Here is a 21,384-nt window from a genome sequence, read left to right on the forward strand (position 1 = left end):
GTCTCTCCCATTCCTTCAATTTTACCTATCCCGAATTAAGTCGTTTCTATTTGTTGGCGTTGCTTTTTCTCTCAATAAAGGCTGCAATGCGTGCGACAGCCTGCTCTAACGCAGCAAGATCTGCTGCATAACTCATTCTAACATATCCAGGCATCCCAAAGCCTTCTCCTGTCACAAGTGCAACATATTCCTCCTCAAGAAGAGCATCAACCCATTCAGTCGCCGTTTCACAGCCGCAAAGAGCTAATGTCTCCTCAATATTAGGGAACAGATAGAAGGCACCTTGAGGTTTAGTTAATTTAAAGCCCGGCAGTTCAGCAACTTTAGGATAAATTATATTCAGACGTTCTTCAAACGACTGACGCATCGTTTCCACTGTATCTTGATCACCCAGTAAAGCTTCAACTGCCGCATACTGGCTGACAGCTGTCGGATTACTGGTTGATTGTGATGCAATCTTATTCATCGCAGAAATCAGCTGCTCATCAGCAACAGTATACCCAATCCGCCAGCCTGTCATAGCATATGACTTGGATACGCCATTAACAATAATCGTTTGTCGGCGAATTTCTTCTGAAATGCTGGCAATCGGAGTAAAAATATTTCCGTTATATACTAAACGGCCATAAATATCATCTGAGATAATAAAAATATTGTGCTTAACAGCCCAGTTCCCAATGTCAAGGAGCTCCTCTTTGGAATAGATTGCTCCTGTAGGGTTAGATGGAGAATTTAAGATCATGATTCTGGTTTTATCTGTCCGTGCAGTTTCCAATTGGGTAACAGTCACTTTAAAATTATCATCCTGCTGACAAGTGATGAAAACAGGAGTCCCTTCTGCCAGCTTTACTTGCTCCCCATAGCTTACCCAATAAGGTACTGGAATAATGACCTCGTCGCCAGCATCCAACAGTGCCTGAAACAAAAGGTACAGGGAAAATTTAGCCCCGTCAGTAATAATCACATTTTTCACTTCATAAGAAAGACCATAGTTTTTCTGAATATTTTCTGTAACTGCAGCTCTCAACTCAGGAATTCCTGCTGATGCTGTATAATAACCGGCTTTACCATTGGTAATCGCCTGAACAGCTGCTTTCTGGATATTCTCAGGTGTGGCAAAATCCGGCTCCCCCACACTTAGATTTAGAACATCTTTCCCCTGCTGTTTAAGAGCTTTTGCCTTAGCAGATGCAGCTAAAGTCACTGAAGACTCCAATTGTTGTACCCTTTTTGACAGTCTCATTCGCCCACTCCTCATTTTTTTATTTTTCTTTCTGACTGTTATATCTTAAAAGCCCCGCTACTCTAATTTTACCGTTAGATATTTTGAATAACGTTGACTTCTTTTCCTTCCTTAAATGTAATCAGGTAATAGTTCAACGGTCCTTCCTCTGACTTTGCGACGATTTCCCAAACTACCTCTCCATCAAACAAGCCAAGGTTTGCTTTTTGTATCTCTTCTTCTTTGTAACTTTGGGCGACCATCTGTTTTGCCTGATCTTCGCTGATTCCATCCTCCTGATTAAGGACGGTAACATTCCCGCTCTTTTCAGGAACAATTACAATAATTTCTTTGCCTGACGCATCTTTTCCTGTTACTGTGAAATAAGTTTCCTTGCGGTTAAACCAGTAAAAGTTATCAACAGTTTCAAGTTCCGTATATTCCTCAGCAATCTTCACTGCCTCACGTTTTGCCTGAGCCATCGGGTGCGTCGCCCGAATATAGAAAATACTGAGCATCACAATGACTGTCAGTAAGATTGCAACCAATACCAACAGAATGATTACTCGTTTTTGCTCTTTTAATTCTTCAGATGCCACAATCAGGTTCTTCCTTTCAAAACTTGCTGTTTTTCATTATAGCAGAAAACAAAATTATTTTGATAATTGACAGGAAAATTATTCTCTTTCTTTAAAAAAATTTCGAATGTCCTTCAAGGTATCTTCCATGGACAGCGTCTTTACCGGAAGCTGCTTCGGCAAAGCTTTCAGTATTCTCTTCCCATATTTCGTCTGAATCAGGCGGTGATCCAGTACAAGCAGCACACCGATGTCTTTTTCAGAACGAATTAACCGCCCCAGAGCCTGCCTTAATCTCATTGCTGCTTTAGGCAATGCTTCTGAAGTGAAAGAGTTCACCCCTTTTGATTCCAAAAACTCATATTCCGCTTTAACTAAAGGACGTTTTGGATTTTCAAACGGCAAACGCGTCACAATCAGCAATTGAAGAGAATCTCCCGGAAGATCCACTCCTTCCCAGAAACTGTCCGCACCGAGCAAGATGCTGTTTTTACTTTGATAGAAACGTTTCAACAGCTTTTCTCTTGTACCGCTGATACCTTGTGCCATCACTTCCCTGCCCTGGTTCATCATAACTGTATGCAGATGCGTATACGTCCTCTTTAGAACGTCATGAGAAGTAAATAAAACCAAAATAGGCTTATCCTCTTGAACGGCCACTTCTTTCACTGTTTTTGAAATATATTCAGCCAGCTCTGCAGCAGATGTTTCTTTAATATCCATTGGAAATTCTGGAACAATCAACTGAGCAGACTCTTCATAGTTATAAGGATCAGGAAGCACTTTTACTGAGAAATGCTCCAATCCTAATTTATCAGGAAGGTAGTGATGATTCTTTCCAAATGCGAGTGTTCCGCCTGTATAAAGAATATGCTCATATTCCCCATACCAACCGGCTTTTTGTATCATTCCTGCACTGAGATCATTTACTGAAATCGTTACATTGCCATTTTTATCTATTTTGTATTCTTTTACCCAATGCGGTGACCAGTCATTGACAAAAATATCAAAGCAATCTGCTGTTTCAGATACATCTGAAAACAGTTGAAACATATCTGTTAGTTTCATTCGATCAGCTATTGAAAAACGATCTATCTGCTGTTCTATTTCTGCTTGACTCGTTTGCTGGATTTCTGCTAAATCCGTAAATCGGGTTTCTAATCTTCGGATGAGTCGTTCTCCTTCAAGCGATAACTGATCAAACTGCAGCTTTTCAATCACCTGCTCCTGTCCTCCGTCATTTCTATTCACCTGAAGGAGCTGTTCTATTTCAAAACAGAAATCCTTAAAATCCTCTAAAACATCTGCAAGTGTCCGACGATAAATCTCTGTATACCTTCGCACATCTGGCAGCTCTTCAAACAGCTGACTTAATTGATCAAACAACTGGCCTTCTTCCTGAGCCTGATTTACTTGCTTTTGAAAGGGATAAAAAAGAATTTTTTGCAGTGCAGCCCGCTTAACAACATCCGGTAAATGATGTGCCTCATCAATAATCAGAGAGGAGGCTCTAGGAAGTAGGGGCGATGCTCTAAATGATTCCTGCATCAGGTAAGCGTGATTCACAATCAGCAAATTGCTGTGTGCAGCCTTGTCATATAAAAAGCGAACAAAATCCTCCTTATACAGCGGATCTTCTACTTTAAGCATATCCAGCCCTCTATGAACAACATCTTTCCAAAAAATATGATTAAAATTAATTAGCTGCAGCTCATCCAAATCACCCGTGGTTGTTTCCAATAGCCAGACAAGTACTCTCATCTGAAATAAAGCATACTGCTTTTGCTTAACTGGATAATTTAAAGTTTCTTTAAACCGCTGAAGATCAAGATAATGCCGATGACTTTTTAAGATTGTTGCCTGCAGCTTTTTGGGAGAAAAGCGATTGACAAATGCCACATCTTTTTCCAGCAGCTGATTCTGAAGCATAATGGATACCGTACTGACGATAACAGGATTTTCCGTTGAAGCAAAGTAGCTGGCAGGAAATAAATAACCGAAAGTTTTACCTATACCAGTTGCCGCTTCAATGAAGAGGTTCTTTTCCTCACCATCTGTAAAATGTCTGTAAACATCATTCATCATTCTGCTTTGTTCTTTTCTATAGACAAGACGATCAGCAAAAACCTTTTCTTTTTGCTTCTTTGTTTCCGGATATCCTGCTGTTTTATACAGAGGTGTTTCAATATAATTCAGCTCTTTTTTCTTCAAGACAATTCCTGAAATGACCCGCCATTTTTCATTCAACGGTTTTGTATCAGCCTTCATTTGTTCAAACAAGTATCGAAGATAGATTCCTGTGTCCATGCCCAGCTGATCACTCAGAGACAAAATTGCTTCCATTGTAACGAGCGGAAGTCGTCTGATTTTAGCTTCAATCAACAGAAAAAGTTCTGCCGTAACCTGAGCATCACTATCAGCCTGATGAGGATTATCGTGAATTAACCCTTTGCTTTCTGACAAATCACCCAAGCGAAAACTTTTTTCTGTCGGAAAAAAAATCTGAGCCAATTCCACTGTATCTATTCCTGGAATAGTTAATTCCGGTGAGCCGCATCGTTGAAGCTCCTTATTTAAAAATGAATAGTCAAAATAAATATTATGTGCAACAAAAATTGTTTCAGCCAGCAAATGATGGATCGTCAATGCAATATCTTCAAAGTAAGGCGCCTTTCGTACCTGACTGTTGCTGATTCCTGTCAAATGCTGAATCTGAGGCGAGATACTCCGTCCCGGATTTACATCGGTGGAAAAACGGGAAACAATTTCTCCATTTTCAATCAGGACACAGCCAAATTGAATGATCCGATCCACTGTCGGGTCCGTACCAGTCGTTTCAATATCTACGACCGCATACATCGGACTTTTTTTCATACCTTCTCCACCTTTCTGCTGTCTTCAAAATTATACTATAAATCGCTGCTTTTTCACTATGATTTATGCTAAAGGAAGTCAAAATATGAAAAGACTTTTTCCTGCGTATAAACGATTTGATAAAGTGATTTCTTCGGTCGCAGCCTGAAAACACCTGATCACTCATTCAAACGATAAAACCAGAAAAGATTAAATTAGCTTTGGTGCTCCTTCATTTCAACCGTAATCAATCGTGTTGCACCAAAATAAAAATGAGAGTTCTGAGCCTTGCATTAAGCTCGTCCTCTCATTCATTCTTACATTATTTATAATCTTCTTTGGAAATCTGACTTAACTTCTGCATATATTGATCCATTAAAACATAACCTTCCAACCGTCTAAGCTTATCAACGGAACAGTTAACTTTTCTGCCGAAAAATGACCGCTTGCTGGCGATTTTCTTCATTTCAAATAGAAAATCATCCATACCGGCGACAAGATTGGCACTGCTCAGCCGATTGCAGATCAAGATATCTTCTTTGCGCTGTTTCAGTACTTGTCCCCAAGAATAATTCAAATATTCAGCTTGAGAAATCTGCTGCTGCAGTTCGAACTGATCTACACGGCGTTTTTGATCACGCTGCTTTTTCTTTCCGAGAACATTCATTCGCTTATTCATAAAACGCAGATAAATATCATCTTCCAGACTTTCCATCTCACTGACAGAAAAATTTGGTATTTTTTTTGGAGCAGGAACTGAGCAGCTGTTTTTCATCAATCTGGAAAATCTTGGCCAGTTACTCGGAGTCCGCTTGCGGGAGTCCTTTTGATACAAGATCAGTTTTGAAAGCAATTGACCTCTGATTTCTTCTTCAGCCAGCTGAGGCTTTATTTCCTCAGCTCCTGATTGTTCAGCAGTGCTGGCTTTTTTCAAATCTTCAGTTTTCAAAACTTGATTTTCCTGATTTTTCCGGCGCAGTTTTTCTGTCGGAGATTCATTTTCGTTCTTATTGTCTTTGGCTGCCTTTTCTTGGGAGATTATATCCTCTTCGGCTGACCGGGTATTTCCTTGGGCCGTTTCTCGTGCCCTCCCCAACTTGAACTTTTTTTCAGCTTCCGTCGTTTCCTCCTGTTCATCAGGTTCGAAAGTGACATGCTGAATTTCAATTGTAACATCGTCCTCTTCAGAATACTCGCCTTCAACAGTCGGTGCTTCTGCAACCCTTGTAACAGGTTTCTTCTCAGCTTTCTCTTCAGGCACTGATTCCGGATTGTTTTCAATAATCGGCTGTGCTCGTTTTAGATGAATGGTATGTATATTTCTTGAAATAACAGGCTGAGATTTTGCTTCCAAACGTGCCTGACCAATGGTCTCACTAAGCTCCCCGATCATTTTACGTAAACGGAACATCTCATTTGATGCTTCCATTATTTGCTTCAGTACAGTGTTTAATTCGGCAGGATTAGCATTTTCGTATCCTTTATAAACAAGAGAACGCTCCTCTTTTTGAACAACAACCTCCGCCAGCCACTGCTTTAAGCCCGTTCTGGCATCTCTGGTCAGCGGTTCAAAACTGCCCATCAATAATGTATAGTACATCATTTCAGTTTCAACATACATATAGATTTTTTTGACGACCAGTTTATTAAAGTCCTTTGTTACATCCCAGCTATCGCAGATTGCATCAAAATATGCTTCCCCTTCTGCCAGATTTTGATAATCTTTAGCCAGATTCATTTCACGGATTAAATAAAAATTATAAGGTGTCTCAACATTATCCGCATAAATTTCTCTGCCTAAAAATTCTGGATCAACACTTTTACAAAGGAATACGGACTTTTTAACAGGTTCTGGTTTTCTATTCCGTTTACTAATTTTTCTCACTTCCTCAAATATTCTGCCTTTATATTTTATGATCTTTAAAAGATAATAAAATACACACTATCTTCTTAATTATACCGTTAATAAATAGAAATTGCTCTCACATTTTTAGTTAAAACAATTTATTTGTGAGTCAATCCTATTGATTTTACCACTTTCTCAAAAAAACAGCAAAAAACCATGTAAATTTTATGTAAATACCCCAAAAAAGCATTTCGTACTTTTTTCAATCCTATCATTCATAGTATCTCGCTTAGAAATGAACACAACATTTCCTGCATTTCAAGGAAGCCGCTGCAAAAAAAGGCTGAGCATCTCTTCAAACACTCAACCTTTTGTATAAAAAGCATTTAGACAAGTCAGAACTTCCCCCTGATTCATTTTGTGCTTCCATGCTATTGGATAAAATTCTAAACGCTTTTCCAAGCAGACACGTTTGTATCAAGAATCGAACAAGGCAAGACTCGCAGAGACAAGATTTTTCTGTAGTAGGAAGTCTTTGTCCCGCCGTTTATTCAGGTCAGATACGAAGAGAGTTTGAAACTTCATTTCTGTCCTACTCCTGTGCGGGCTCCACGCTTCTTGGACTAGAAGCATAGATTAGTTTTAATTCGATCAATACACCAGCAATTAGCGGGACTCACATAATTATAACTGACCTTTCAATTGTCGAATGGTTTGCGAAATTGATTTCGCTTGTGTAACCGCTGAAATGACTGCAGCACCGCCGACCTCTGTCTGAAGAATCTCGGCTATATTCTTTGTATTGATTCCTCCAATTGCAACAGTAGGCTTTGATGCCTTATTTACCAGCTCGCTCAGCTTTTCAACACCAATCGGAGGTTTTGCATCTTCTTTTGAAATAGTGCCGAAAACCGGACCAATCCCATAATAAGACAGTCCTTTCAACTGATTGGCTGAATTAATTTCCTTTTCATCATAACAGGACAGACCAACAATCTTTTCTTTAAAAAGCGGCAATACCTCCAGGATATGTTGGTCTTCCTGCCCGACATGAATACCATCAGCTTCGATTTCAAGAGCCAATTCAACATCATCATTCACAATAAAGGGAGTCTGATATTTGCGGCACAAATTCTGACAGATACGTGCCATTTGCTTTCGATCCTCAAATTTTTGAAGACTGCCTTTCCCCTTTTCCCTGTATTGAAAACATGTAATTCCTGACTGCAGCGCTTCTTCCAATACCTCCGGCAAACTTCCTATTAAAATATCCTGAGTGCCGGCAATCCAATAAACTTCTAAATAGCTTTTATTTTTCTTCATTTATTTTTACCTTTCGATACGCCCAATGATTAGTAGGTCCATTTCCTTTGCCCACATCTATACCATCTGTAATTGCTGCTTGGATAAATGCTTTTCCGATTCGAACCGCTTCTTCTACCGATTTTCCCTTTGCAAGCTCAGCTGTGATACAAGCAGAAAAGGTGCAGCCCGTGCCATGCGTATTTTTAGTGTCTATTCGTTCAGCCGTCAGCCACTCAATCTTACCGGAAGACAGTAGAAGCATGTCAGATGATTCTTTATCGGCAAGATGATGTCCACCTTTGACTACGACATTTTTTGCTCCAAGAGATTGGATTAATTTTCCCGCTGCAGCCATGTCTTCTTGACTGGTGATCGTCATTTTACTAATTGCTTCTGCTTCCGGAATATTTGGTGTAATTATTTCGGCCAACGGCAACAGCAGTTCAATCAGGGCTTGAACTGCGTCTTCTTTCAGCAATGCATGCCCCCCCTTAGCAATCATCACAGGGTCAATCACTAGCGGACCAAAGTCAGCTATCTGTAAAAATTGAGCAACACATCGAATTATTTCTTCTGTGAACAGCATGCCTGTTTTAACTGCATCAATTGAAAAATCTTCTTGTATCACGTTCAGCTGATCAATAATTGCAGCTGTTGAAATGTCGTAGACTGCCTTGACTCCCTGAGTATTCTGAATGGGCAAAGCCGTCAGGGCAGAAGTACCAAAAACAAATCTTTCCTGAAACGTTTTTAAATCTGCCTGCATCCCGGCTCCGCCACCGCTGTCAAATCCTGCAATTGTCAACGCCTGTATTGTTTTATTCATCCGTCAATCCTCCTGATTCTGGCTGATTTTTCGACTTTTTCCTGATTCAGTAAAGAAAGTTCATCAAGCAGCTCCTGTCTAAATGTTCCTACTGCAAGTCTCTTAAGTTTTCCGGCAACTGATTCACCTGCCAGTGCATAGCTGCAATTGGCCAGCACAACGGATTCAAGCGATGTTTCTGTATCAACAGCTAAAAACGCTCCGCAAATAGAAGACAGTAAACAGCCGGCACCTGTCATTGAAGTAAAATAAGGAGTTCCATTTTCAACAAGATAAACAATCCGTCCATCTGTGACAACGTCTTTTTCCCCGCTGACAGATACAAATGTCTGATATTTATTCGCAACCTTCTTCGCTGCAGCAATGATATCTGCAGAGCCGGCTCCCGCATCTACACCTTTACTGGTCCAATCACTCTCTGCCAATGCAGCAATCTCTCCTGCATTTCCACGAATCAGTGTTGGACTAATGCTTGTCAACAGATGTGCAACCGCTTCTTTTCGATACAAAGTTGCACCCACTCCTACAGGATCAAGCACAACTGGTTTGTTCAGCTGATTGGCTTTTTCACCAACAGTAATCATAGCCTCCAATTGCACCTGTGAAAGGGTCCCAGTATTTAAAACCGTTGCATCCGCTATTATTGCCACCTCAATCATTTCTTCAAGCGCTGAGGACATAAATGGTGAGGCACCCAATGCCAAAAGACCATTCGCTGAATCATTTGCAACGACGATATTGGTAATATTATGAATCAAAGGATTTTGCTTTCTGATTTCGTCAATTAAATAATATGGATACATGAAGATTCCTCCCACTGTTCCTGTTCATAGGCCATGCCCCAGAACTTCCATTCCTGATAGCTGCTAACTAAAAAACTTTGAAGCATCAAGTTTCTTTCTGATTCTGAGACATTTTCAGCGAGGAAATCAGTCAGCCTTCTTTGGCGGTCAACTGCTTCCTGATATCCTGTACTGTCATACGTTTCAATCCATTGTTGATAAAGGGGCTTCGGGGAACCGTTTTCAATCAGCATTTCTCCAATTTCCTGATACAGCCAGTAACAGGGAAGCAGTGCTGCAGCAGTTCTCGCTGCACTGCCCGAAGCCAGTTCCTTATACATATGTGCAGTATAATAATATGCAGTTGGTGCAATCGGTGTGGCTTGTATCTCTTTTTCATCAATTCTCAGCTCTTTGAAAAAACTTTCTCGTACAGCAAGCTCTGCTTCATCCAAGCCTGCCACACCGGCAAGAAATGATTTCTTTATGTCTTTGTCCTCTGAAAGTTCTGCAGCAGCTTGATGAATAGTAGAGAACTGCTCCAGATAATACCTATCCTGAATCAGGTAATAACGAAATATCTCCGGTGAAAGTGTCCCTTCTTTCAACTCCTTTAAAAACGGATGCTGCTTACTTTTATTCCACAACTCATCTGCCTGTTCCCTTACTTCCTCTGTAAAACTCATCTTGTTCCTCCTCAATTTTTTTGAGAAGAAAGCCAAAAAAACAGAAAAACCCTTCATAATGTACGAAACCATTTTGAAGAGTCTAAAATATCTTATTCTATTTCTCAGACTACTTCCCTACGCAAGTATCAACTCACAGGTTCAAAGGGTCCGTTCACATGAACGTCTCAGTCATAAAGACACCCCCAGCATATCTAAAATTATAACATAGAAAGAAAAGAAGAAACAATGAAAAAAACAATCTTCGCAAAATAAACCTGTAAAACGATTTACTCAGCAGCAGCAAACGAAAAGAAAAAGTCTGCAGCCTGTATTGTTGAATTTAGGTAAAATGCTAGAAATGGCATGATTGCAGCTTCACCAGTCTGCTTCCTAAATCTTGTCAAAATATAACAGTCAATTCAATAAAATCCAAATCTAAACTTCTTTATCATTACTCACAAATACAGTATCTCAAGCAGTATAACTCTTTTATCAGAATCAGTCTTGATCATTTAGAAGGTTCTTCCTTACGTACCGCAACAATTTCCTTTTTGATCTCTTTTCTCTTTTCAATCATCACATAAACCATTCCTATCAGAAAGGGCAAAACAAAGCTGCCGAATCGATACAAGAGCAGAGAAGAAACAGCATCTACTGTCCCTACCAAAGGTTTAAACAGCAACAGATAGACAAATTCAAATGAGCCAATTCCAGCAGGTGTTGGAATGACACCAGCCAGAACAATCGCAAAACTAGTATAAGACAATGTCAGCAGCAAGTCGATGGAAGAATGATGCTCAACCAAAGCTACATAGGGAATAACCAGCCAGATCAGAACTTTTCCCACATTCCACATGAATATACGAATCATTGCAGAGTGGTCTTTGATCACTGTCTGGACGGTATCCCTCAGTGAATAAATCTGGATATTCCATTGGTCTACCCAATCCCTAAGCTTAGGTCGCTTGATATGCTTATCCGCCCAAACCGTTAAAAATACTTGCAGTCTGATACTTATTGAAAGAGCTAAAACAACAACAACAATCAAAAAGCTGAAAATTAAACTAGCTAAAATAAATGGAATCATCATGGGGGCATTCGAATAAAGAAGCGGAAACTGAAAAATAAGACCTAAGACAGCTAAAAAGATTACAGCCAGTTTATACATAATCATATGCAGAGCTGTAATACCAATAGCCTGAGAGGTTGCCAGAGCCTTTTTCCGGTAATAAACCACTTCTGAAACAAGCGTTCCTGTACCAAAAGAAACAATCCGATAAAAAGCAACATAACAGGAAGCAAAGAAGCCGTCCTTTGTTGTGAAATCAGGTTGAAAGCTGTAGACAATTTCTTTAATCGATCGACCTTCTACAATTTGATAGAACACCCCCAGCCCAACAACAGCCAGTAGGGTAAAAACACTTGTTTTCAGCAGTTGTGCAAAAATACTGCTTAATGAATTATCTATTACATAAAAAACGATTCCAATCATAACCAGCATCAAAATCACATTAAAAATGATTTTCAGCACAGGTTTATTCTTCATGACTTCCTCCTCTAAGAAAAATAGCTAAAATACAGATAAAGAATGCCGCAGAAAACGAAGCTTCCCAATATGAAAGCAGCATAAAATTTTAATTTTCTTGATTTATGACGAAAGATCTGCTGCCCGATTAATCCCGCCGGCCCACCGCCAATGATTCCGGCTGTGAGTATTCTGTGTTCTGGAATTCGCCAGCCGCCTTTTTTGGCCTGACTCTTGTCGTAATACATAATAAAGAAAACATAGAGATTAATAATTATCAAATAAATCCATAAAAAAACATTTACTGACAGTAACATACACTTGCCTCACTTTCATACAAAATAGTTGGTTTACAGCTGCTTATTTAAATTTGCGACCCAGTCAGGTACTCAATATCTGGAAGCTCATTCACTTTTCTCACTATAATTTTTGACAGATAAGACATCAGTTTAAGTATATTAACTCTTGGCAAAATAATTAAGTGGAACACCTTATGTCCTCGGCGCTTGAAGAAATAATTGGGGTGACAAGCATTCATCAGCGGGCTTGGCAGCAGTAAAGTTTCGACAGCCTCCAACAGAGTTTGTCATTAAAGGGACGGTGACATTAGTATCAGTATAGCTAAGTCCCCAAAAACTAAATAAACGGTGTTCCACGCAGGAGCACGCTCTTACATGACCCCTCAGATATGCGACGAGCATTCGAAGAAGCGTAGGAGCACGCTTTGTCACAGCATCATTTTCTCCTGCCATTTTAGTTCGCCGTCAATTTTTATATCAAGCTAAATCAACAGCTGCCTGATCAGCAACATCCGGTCCAATCTGCTGCAGATAGCAAGTCACTGCACCCTTATCTTTTTCTTCTGCATACGTCACAAGTTTTTCAGCAAATTCTTTTCCTTGTTCACTTCTGGATATTTCGTTGGTTAAAATCAGCATTTTTTCCATCTCATCATCCCCTCACAAGAAAAAAACAAGACCGGAGCAACGGTTAATCCTGCAGCTCCAGCCTTATAAAACAAAAGATTCTCAACCGCTTTTACTTATTGATTTTGGCATTCAGCTCAGCAATTTTTACAATTACATCTGTTGCCTTTTCCATTGCCTGAAGTGAAACATATTCAAAACGTCCATGCATGTTTTCTCCGCCGGCAAAAATATTTGGGGTCGGTATTCCCATAAAAGAAATTTTTGAGCCGTCTGTTCCACCACGAATCGGTTCAATGACTGGTTTTATATCCAGTTCAATCATCGCCTGTTTTGCCACTTCAATAATACTCATGTCTTTTTCAATAATTTCGCCCATATTGTAGTATTGATCAAACAAGTTCATCACAACACGTTCCTGATCAAACTGACTGTTTAATTTAGCCTGAATCTCCGTAATCATCTCTTTACGAGCTTCAAATTTCTCGCGGTCATGGTCACGGATAATGTAAATCATCTGTGCTTCTTCCGGAGTTCCTGACAATTGATGGAGATGGAAAAAGCCTTCTCTGCCCTCTGTCTTTTCAGGTACTTCCTCTGCAGGCAATTCATTATGAAAATCAATAGCCAGCTGTAACGCATTAATCATGGTGTCTTTTGCAGTTCCAGGATGAACATTTTTTCCAAGAAGCGTAATTTCTGCCTGTGCTCCATTAAAGGTTTCAAACTGCAGTTCCCCGACAGGTCCGCCATCCACTGTATACGCAAAATCAACATTAAACTGGTCAACATCAAATTTATTTGCACCTATCCCGATTTCTTCATCGGGGCCGAATGCCACCCGAATCGTTCCATGTTCAATTGATGGATTCTTAATTAAGATTTCCATAGCAGTCATTATTTCAGCAATCCCGGATTTATCGTCAGCACCTAACAAAGTTGTCCCATCTGTCGTAATAAGTGTCTGTCCGGCATAATTTTTTAAGTTCGGAAAATCATTCGTATTTAGCGTGTATTTCCCTTCAGCATCTAATTTAATGGTCGATTTTCCATCATAATTTTCAACAATCTGAGGATTTACATTTTCTGCATTAAAATCAGCAGTATCCATATGTGCAATAAAACCAATTGTACGCACGTCTTTGTCTGTATTTCCCGGCAGCGTGGCTATCACAAAACCATTATCCTCATTATAAAAAACCTCTGACATTCCCAGTTCTTCCAGTTCCTTTTTCAGTGTGCGGGCAAAAGCAACCTGAGTCTCTGTTGAAGGGGTCGTTTTACTCAGCGGATTTGACCGTGTTTCAGTCTTTACATAGCGTAAAAAACGAGGTAATAAATTTTCGTACATTCTCATTACTCCTATCTAAGTTTAAATGGATTTGTATTTACTTCTGATTGAATAAATGTTACTTCCCAAGTATAGTCTTTTTTCCACTGATTGAACAGTTTGACCAACTCAGGCATACACAATTCTTCGATGTGGTGCCCCGGATCAATAACTGTGAGTCCTTCTTCTTCCATGTCATGAGCAGTATGATAATAGACATCTCCTGTGATGTAAACATCAGCGCCCTTATTTAAGGCCTCCCGGTAAAACTTTTCTCCGCTGCCGCCGCAGATCGCCACTTTTTTGATCTTCTTCTCCTCGTCCTTTGTAATCAGCCGAAGTCCTTCCACACCAAACTTATTTTTCACCAATTTTATAAATTCTGTCAGAGTCACTGCTTCATTCAGTTCTCCAATCCGCCCTAGTCCATATTCTTTTTTTAGGTTGCTAATAGTATAAACATCAAACGCTGGTTCTTCATATGGATGAACAGAATACATTGCATTGAGGACAGCTGTTTCCAGTGTTTCAGGAAAAATCACTTCAATTTTGGCTTCCTGAACGCTTTCTTCCTGATTCAGCCGACCAATTGACGGACTTGCTCCTTCAACTGGCGTAAAGCGTCCTGTTCCAATAATTGAATAACTGGTATTACGATAATCCCCCTGAGTACCTGCTCCCGCTTCCCCCAATGCCGCTCTCATTTCTGCTGCCTGCTCCACCGGAACAAAGACTGCCAGCTTTTTATAGGGAACGGTATGTGTTTTTGCCAGGTAGACAGTGTTCTCAATTCCAAGCAATTCGCAAAACCAGTCGTTCAATCCATTTTCAACAATATCTAGATTCGTATGGGCTGCAAATACTGCAATATCATGCTTTAAAAGATCTGCATACATCTTCGTTTGCGGCTGATCCAAGTCTAATCTTTTAGCCGGTCGAAAAATTGGCGGATGTTTGGCAATAATTAAATCCACTTTTTTTTCAATTGCTTCTACCACGACTTCAGGACGCACATCCAGTGTGACCATCACTGTATTCAGTTCCTTGTTAGTTGTGCCGATATGCAATCCTACGGGGTCTCCTTCTTCGGCCAGCCATTGAGGACAGTAAGCTTCAAATTTTTCGAAAAATTGTTTCCCGGACAAACTCATTCTAAAGAACCTCCTCGATTTTTCTGATTTCTGATTCTATTTTTTTTATTTTTTCCGATTGATCTGCGGCTGACCTTTTTAGCTGTTCAACCACATTCTGCCGCTGTTTCAATTCCCGCTGCCATTTCTTCCGGAAAGCATCTCCTTTTTTAGTGATAAGAACAGGGCCAAACAACAATTCTGCTTCTGTATATTGAACAGTTCTCACTTCTCGTTTTGCACAGATAATCTCATAAATTTTTTGATTTTCTTCAAGGATAGCCTCTTCCAAAATGGTATATCCGCGCTGCTGCAGCCAGACGCGCAGTTCTCTTTCTCCAATGTTAGGTTGAAGAATCAGCAATTCACTGCCATTTATCCGTTTTGCGTTCCATCCCCGCTCCAGAATATCTCTGATGAGTACTCCGCCCATTCCACAAATTGAAACAGCATCAATTTTATCCTGCTCCTCAACCGCGTCCAAGCCATCAGCAAGACGGACCACTATTTTGTTCTCAAGCCCGCTTTTCCGAACTTGCTTTACAGCTGATGCATACGGTCCTCTGACCACTTCACCTGCTACAGCAAATTTTATTTTCCCCTGAAGCATCAGTGAAACAGGCAGATAGGCATGATCTGAACCGATATCAGCCAAGCGACTTCCAGTAGGAACAAAGGCTCCTACTTGGTTCAAACGTTTTGATAATTGATTTTCATTCATCTCTCAATTCCTCCATTAAACATTATAACATAAGAGAATTATTCTAAAAAATTTCAGCAGCAGGAAAATAACTTATTTGGTTTATTCCGTTGCTTGATTTTCACTCCTGTTCCATTCAGGGAAAATAACAAGATACGCAGCAGAGAAAGGCGAACAGTCAGCTCTATTTTTCTATGTTTTCCAGAGTGAAACCGTTACACCTTTGTCCTCTCCTTTTTGAGTAAAGCCATTTCCATCTCGAAGCTGGGTTAAAAAAAGCAGTCATTGAAAAGCAAACTGCTGTTCAATGACCACTCCCGAAATTCTATTTGTCAGACCTGTTTTATACGAAAGCTTATCAATAGCTTTCATTATTCAGATTGAACGAATAGTATGAGCTCACAAATGTTTGACAAAGGTCCGAACGCTCTTCGTCGTTCAGTTTTAATCAACTCTTTTTCTAATTCCTATTTTTCCAACCAGCTTTTCACTTCAGCCAAGGCTTCTTCAATCCCGGCAGGATTCTTACCGCCCGCTTGAGCCATATCAGGACGACCGCCTCCGCCTCCTCCGACTTTCGGAGCAATTGCTTTGATCAGCTCTCCTGCTTTCAATCCCTTATCATTTGCTGTTTTAGACATTGCCGACAATAAACTCACCTTGTCACCTTGAGCAGTGGCTAAAACTAATACATCTGAAAGTTCCTTCTGCTTCCATTGGTCAGCAAGCTGACGCAGCTGATTCATATCCTTAACAGTCACTTTTGCTGCGATATACGTATAGCCATTCGCTTCTTTCACTTCTTTGAACACATCGCCTGCCTGTTGATTTGCCAGCTTGCCTGCCAACTGTTCATTTTCTTTTTGAAGCTCACGCAGCTGCTGCTGCAGTTGTTCTGTCTTGGAGACAACATCCTTCAATTGTGGTGATTTTACAATTCCGGCAATTGTTTTCAACTGCTGTTCTTCTCCATGCATTAACTCGTAGGCTTCCTTACTCGTAACAGCCTCAATTCTTCTCACTCCAGCACCGATACCTGACTCAGAAACAATTTTAAAGATACCGATATCCTCTGTATTGCTTACATGCGTTCCGCCGCAAAGCTCAATGGAGTAACCGCCGATATTAATCACACGAACTTCTTTTCCATATTTTTCACCAAACAATGCCATTGCACCCATGTTTTTCGCTGTATCAATATCTGTTTCAATTGTTGTAACCGGAATTGCTTCCCAGATTTTTTCATTAACAATGGCTTCCATTTGAATCAGTTCTTCTGGAGTCACTTGTCCAAAATGTGTAAAGTCAAAGCGTAAATGTCCCGGCGCAACCAACGAGCCTGCCTGATTTGCATGATCGCCTAAAATATCCTTCAATGCACGATGCAGCAAGTGTGTTGCTGTATGATTTTTTAAAATGCGGTTGCGTTTATTTGTATCAACCTTCAATTGATACACGACACCTTCACTCAGTTTCCCTGTAATCTCAACTGTATGCAGAAATTGTCCGTTTGGTGCTTTGAGAACCTTCGTTACGTGAGCAACCACTTCGCCGCTTTGATTATTAATCGTACCCTGATCAGCAACCTGTCCACCCATCTCAGCATAAAATGGTGTTTCAGCAAAAATCAACTGTGCTGTCCCTTCACTCATTTCATCAACAATATTTTCACCGTCCAAAATAATCAGCAATTCTGAGTTTGCTTCAAGTTCAGTATAACCGACAAAAGTGCTTTTCACTTTAATATCAGTCAACACAGCTGACTGCACACCCATGGACGCTTCTGTATTTCTTGCTGCGCGTGCGCGCTCCCGCTGCATGTCCATTTCTTTCTCAAAACCAGAGTGATCAACTTTCAGTCCTTCATCTTCTGCCACTTCCTCTGTCAGTTCAACTGGGAAGCCATAGGTATCATACAGTTTGAAAATGTCTTTACCGCTCAATGTGTCTTCTTTAGAATCCTTAACAGATGCAATCAGCTCATTAAGAATTTCCAGTCCTTCATTAATCGTTTCATGGAATCGTTCTTCTTCAGTCCGTACTACTTTTTCAATAAAGTCTTTCTGTTGAAGAACTTCCGGATAGTAGCTGACCATAATTTCACCGACAACCGGTACCAATTTGTAAAGGAACGCTTCATTAATCCCTAATTTCTTCCCATGCATCACTGCTCGACGAAGCAAGCGTCTTAAAACATAGCCCCTTCCCTCATTTGATGGAAGGGCACCATCTCCGATAGCAAATGACAAAGCACGAATATGATCGGCGATGACTTTAAACGAAATATCAGTCTGAGGATTTTCTCCATATTTTGCTAAGCTGCTTAATTTTTCAACTGCACGAATAATCGGCATAAATAAATCAGTTTCAAAGTTTGTCGGAGCATCCTGAATAATGGAGACCATTCGTTCCAGTCCCATCCCCGTATCAATATTTTTATGAGGAAGCGGATCGTAAGACCCGTCTGCCTGATGATTAAACTCAGAAAAGACTAAATTCCAAATTTCCAGATAACGCTCATTTTCTCCTCCCGGATAGTTCTCAGGATCATCTTCGGCAACATCCAAAAATGCTTCGCCGCGGTCATAAAAGATCTCTGAATCCGGACCGCATGGACCTGCACCGATATCCCAGAAGTTATCCTCCACATCCACAATATGGTCTGCTGACAATCCTACTTCCTCTGCCCAAATTCTTTTTGCTTCTGTATCTTTTGGATAGACAGTGACATACAGCTTATCCGGATCAAAACCAATCCAATCAGGAGAAGTCAAAAACTCCCACGCCCAAAGAATCGCTTCTTTTTTAAAATAGTCACCAATGGAGAAATTGCCCATCATTTCAAACATAGTATGGTGGCGGGCTGTTTTTCCAACATTTTCAATATCATTAGTACGGATTGATTTTTGTGCATTGGTAATTCTCGGATTTTCGGGAACAACCGATCCGTCAAAATATTTTTTTAAGGTTGCTACCCCTGAATTAATCCAAAGTAGTGTGGGGTCATTAACCGGCACAAGTGAAGCACTTGGTTCAATAGAATGACCTTTTGATTTAAAAAAGTCCAAATACATCTGGCGGACTTGACTGCTTGATAACTTTTTCATCTTTCTATTCCTGCTTTCTTAATAAAGTTTTTCTTGTCTAACAAAGAGCTCTGGAAAACTTAATCTTACAGATACTATATAAAGCGACAAACAACTGGATCTTTGCTGAAACAGTCTGAGAGCTGCTAATGATAGTCTGCATTTTATATGCTGGAGGTACTCCCCCTTGTCTGAGCACACAAAAACACCATTGCAGTCAAGGACGAAATCTTCGCGGTACCACCTTGATTGCAATGATGCTGATCATTACCTCTTAAGCTCTGTAACGCAGAGTGGCGCCGATATTTCTACCGGTGTAACTAAAGAGAGCCGATTTAATCATATGTTGTTCTTTTCTCAGCTGTAAAGAACTTTCTGTAAACATAGAGAACTAAAAAGATATTCTTTAGATTTCTTCTCAAAGTATAAGGAAAATCATCTTAAAAGTCAACTACCAGTCTTGAGTAAGACAGGAAATTGTTCAAGCTCGCCTTAAAATTGTTCTATTGATAATCAACCAGTATAGCTTTCCTGTACAAATACATATCCGGGCTTAAAATCTGTTCCGCAGAAATGATATGTTCAGACTGATAATACGTGGATAATGGCAGCATATTTTCAATCAATGATTGCTTTGGCCGCTGCCGCTCCAATTTTACAGAGCTGCTCTCTCGAGTCAGCTCATATCTGTTCATATGACTGTCAACAATCAATCCAAACATATTGGGCCCGTTAATTTTCTCCAGAATATGCTGTCCAGATGAATTAGGATAGATTTTCAATTCATTTCCCCACCGAAACAAGCGTCTTGTTCCCGCACCCGCCGCGAACTCCCAATGATCTTCTGATAGCATCTCAAAGCCTTTTTGAGCGATTCGTTTCTTTAACCCAGCATGCGTACAATCCTGAGAAGAATAAACAAGATAAGAATCTGTTGTCGGCACAAACTCTAGATAATAGCAGTTCTTTTTATGCAGCGTTTTTGGAAATTCCCAGAATATGCTTTCCTGAGCAGATAAAGGCGGAAATAGCATGGTCTTAATTTCTTCTTCAAACTGTAAAAAGATACCAACTTCTCCTCTGAACGTTCCAGTTACTGTATCAAGAATACCAAGAATTGATGTGCCGGCAGGCAACGCATATTTCTGAACGAGCATCGGTGCAATTTTTCTTTTTCTGAGTTCACTTGTATGATCATTAATATACAAACTGATTCCTTCCAGAGTCGAAAAATCATAGGAATCTTCCACATTTAACCAATCAGCCGCTTCATCAATTTCTTGCCGGCTCAACATTGCTTTATATGTTTGATTCTCAATTTCAGCAGAATCAACATTTACCAGTTCGTGACTGCGAAGTCCTTCCACTCCAAGATCCCAGCCCAGGATAGCCTCCCGATTTCCCGGTATAAAAACAAATGTTTCGCCATCCAGTTCCAATTCGAAGGTTCGGCATTTTATTCCATAAAGCTCAAAATTTTTCAAACGAATATCTGTAATTTCTATATTTGGATCAACGTAATAAAGAAGAAGCTGTTGAAAGACTGTTTTCTTCACACTGTCAGACAGCTGTTTCCAGTTCACCCAGTCTAATTGTTCCATGAACACTGCTGAGAACCTCCTCGTAATTTTTTAATATTTCTGTTATGATAAGTATACCACTGAATCACATTTTATTTATCATAAAACATGGAGGAAAACTATGAAACTACATTTTGGAAATGAACGTTGGAATCAGGCAGCAGCTTTTGCACTCCGCTATGAGGTATTCGTAAAAGAACAGCACATCTCTGTACAGGAAGAATTTGACAGCCTGGATACACCTGATCGCAAGTACTTCGTATTATACGATGGAAAAGAAGCAGTCGGAACTGTTCGTTATGAAAAAGCAGAAGATGAAATTATTCAGCCCGATCGCTTGTGTGTGGAAGAAAATAACAGAAGAAAAGGCATTGGAACAAAACTAATGAATGCTCTTGAAGAAAAAGCAGTCAAAGACGGCTGCACGACCTCTACTTTATCGGCCGAAATAAGCGTTGTGCCATTTTATGAAAAACTTGGCTATACCAAACAATCAGGCACGTTTTTGGAAGATAATATCCTGTGTGTAAAAATGTCTAAAGAACTACCTGTTGAAGAGTAAAAGCAAAAAATGAATACATAGGGGTATTTTCTAAAAGCATGCGATACAAACGTCTTTTGTACTTACTTTCTAAAAATTCTATAGAAGAATACTGCCAACATAGCTTTTCATCAAGACTTCTTTTTGTCTATGACAACTTGTCCGATGCAGAAAATGTATGAAAAGTAACAGTTATGTTTAATTACTTTTAAACAACCAATAGAAAAAAACTACACCAAAAGTATCCTCTAAATACAATATGGTACTTATACATCTGTTTTGTATAGGCTAAACTGTTTGTTTTATTAGCCATTTTTTGCCCTTCTAATCGTTATTAAATATGGTCTGAACAACTATATTTTAGGCTCTATAATTTATTGGACTGATAGAAAAAAATCTATCGGTCCTATTTTCTCATTAAAAAACAAGGAAGACACACAACATTTCCGCTAGAATAGAATCACCACAAAACCAACTAGAAAGGAA

The 21,384-nt window shown here is 39.9% G+C and carries 17 protein-coding genes and 1 riboswitch; of the genes, 1 reads left to right on the forward strand and 16 read right to left on the reverse strand.

Annotated elements, in window-relative coordinates:
* Positions 1-46 precede the first annotated feature (46 nt).
* From LI954_RS15035 to LI954_RS15110, 16 genes are all read right to left on the reverse strand, one after another.
* Positions 47-1,243: a pyridoxal phosphate-dependent aminotransferase gene (locus LI954_RS15035; RefSeq protein ID WP_202067352.1), complete on the reverse strand. Its 1,197-nt coding sequence runs from the start codon at positions 1,241-1,243 to the stop codon at positions 47-49.
* 74 nt (positions 1,244-1,317) lie between these two features.
* Entirely contained in the window at positions 1,318-1,821 is a 504-nt protein-coding gene (locus LI954_RS15040) for a DUF5590 domain-containing protein (protein WP_420705991.1), read from the reverse strand.
* Between the two features lie 78 nt (positions 1,822-1,899).
* Positions 1,900-4,674 carry a helicase C-terminal domain-containing protein gene (locus LI954_RS15045; RefSeq protein WP_229444846.1) on the reverse strand — a complete coding sequence of 925 codons (2,775 nt, stop codon included), beginning with the start codon at positions 4,672-4,674 and terminating at the stop codon, positions 1,900-1,902.
* Between the two features lie 301 nt (positions 4,675-4,975).
* Positions 4,976-6,538 carry a hypothetical protein gene (locus LI954_RS15050; RefSeq protein ID WP_229444848.1) on the reverse strand — a complete coding sequence of 521 codons (1,563 nt, stop codon included), beginning with the start codon at positions 6,536-6,538 and terminating at the stop codon, positions 4,976-4,978.
* Positions 6,539-7,183: 645 nt separating this feature from the next.
* Positions 7,184-7,822, reverse strand: a complete 639-nt coding sequence (gene thiE, locus LI954_RS15055; RefSeq protein ID WP_229444849.1) for a thiamine phosphate synthase — start codon at positions 7,820-7,822, stop codon at positions 7,184-7,186.
* Positions 7,809-8,630, reverse strand: coding sequence for a bifunctional hydroxymethylpyrimidine kinase/phosphomethylpyrimidine kinase (thiD, locus tag LI954_RS15060; RefSeq protein WP_229444851.1), 822 nt, complete (start codon positions 8,628-8,630; stop codon positions 7,809-7,811). Before thiD ends, thiE begins: the two co-directional genes overlap by 14 nt.
* The gene (gene thiM, locus LI954_RS15065; RefSeq protein WP_202067357.1) at positions 8,627-9,433 is read right to left on the reverse strand and encodes a hydroxyethylthiazole kinase; all 807 of its coding nucleotides are present in this window, start codon (positions 9,431-9,433) and stop codon (positions 8,627-8,629) included. Before thiM ends, thiD begins: the two co-directional genes overlap by 4 nt.
* Positions 9,415-10,098: a thiaminase II gene (tenA, locus tag LI954_RS15070; protein WP_229444853.1), complete on the reverse strand. Its 684-nt coding sequence runs from the start codon at positions 10,096-10,098 to the stop codon at positions 9,415-9,417. The genes thiM and tenA overlap by 19 nt, the downstream gene beginning before the upstream one ends.
* 97 nt (positions 10,099-10,195) lie before the next feature.
* Positions 10,196-10,295, reverse strand: a riboswitch (TPP riboswitch).
* Positions 10,296-10,588: 293 nt separating this feature from the next.
* Positions 10,589-11,626, reverse strand: a complete 1,038-nt coding sequence (locus LI954_RS15075; RefSeq protein ID WP_229444855.1) for a lysylphosphatidylglycerol synthase transmembrane domain-containing protein — start codon at positions 11,624-11,626, stop codon at positions 10,589-10,591.
* Between the two features lie 11 nt (positions 11,627-11,637).
* On the reverse strand, positions 11,638-11,922 hold the full coding sequence (locus LI954_RS15080; protein ID WP_202067360.1) for a DUF1294 domain-containing protein: 285 nt from the start codon (positions 11,920-11,922) through the stop codon (positions 11,638-11,640).
* A 459-nt stretch (positions 11,923-12,381) separates the two neighbouring features.
* Positions 12,382-12,552, reverse strand: coding sequence for a hypothetical protein (locus tag LI954_RS15085; RefSeq protein ID WP_202067361.1), 171 nt, complete (start codon positions 12,550-12,552; stop codon positions 12,382-12,384).
* Between the two features lie 91 nt (positions 12,553-12,643).
* Positions 12,644-13,882: a peptidase T gene (gene pepT, locus LI954_RS15090; protein WP_202067362.1), complete on the reverse strand. Its 1,239-nt coding sequence runs from the start codon at positions 13,880-13,882 to the stop codon at positions 12,644-12,646.
* Between the two features lie 11 nt (positions 13,883-13,893).
* Positions 13,894-15,012 (reverse strand): Nif3-like dinuclear metal center hexameric protein, encoded by a 1,119-nt coding sequence (locus tag LI954_RS15095; protein ID WP_202067363.1) that lies wholly within the window; start codon positions 15,010-15,012, stop codon positions 13,894-13,896.
* A gap of 1 nt (position 15,013) precedes the next feature.
* Positions 15,014-15,712, reverse strand: a complete 699-nt coding sequence (locus tag LI954_RS15100; RefSeq protein ID WP_202067364.1) for a tRNA (adenine(22)-N(1))-methyltransferase — start codon at positions 15,710-15,712, stop codon at positions 15,014-15,016.
* Positions 15,713-16,158: 446 nt separating this feature from the next.
* Complete coding sequence (gene alaS / locus LI954_RS15105; protein ID WP_229444857.1) at positions 16,159-18,798, reverse strand: alanine--tRNA ligase; 2,640 nt, start codon at positions 18,796-18,798, stop codon at positions 16,159-16,161.
* A gap of 482 nt (positions 18,799-19,280) precedes the next feature.
* Positions 19,281-20,378 (reverse strand): DUF7278 family profilin-like fold-containing protein, encoded by a 1,098-nt coding sequence (locus LI954_RS15110; RefSeq protein ID WP_229444861.1) that lies wholly within the window; start codon positions 20,376-20,378, stop codon positions 19,281-19,283.
* 100 nt (positions 20,379-20,478) lie between these two features.
* Here LI954_RS15110 and LI954_RS15115 point away from each other — a divergent pair, with 100 nt between their 5' ends.
* The gene (locus LI954_RS15115) at positions 20,479-20,919 is read left to right on the forward strand and encodes a GNAT family N-acetyltransferase (RefSeq protein ID WP_202067366.1); all 441 of its coding nucleotides are present in this window, start codon (positions 20,479-20,481) and stop codon (positions 20,917-20,919) included.
* Positions 20,920-21,384 lie beyond the last annotated feature (465 nt).

Source organism: Enterococcus sp. CWB-B31 (assembly GCF_020567645.1).
In the GTDB taxonomy this organism is placed as follows: domain Bacteria; phylum Bacillota; class Bacilli; order Lactobacillales; family Enterococcaceae; genus Enterococcus_L.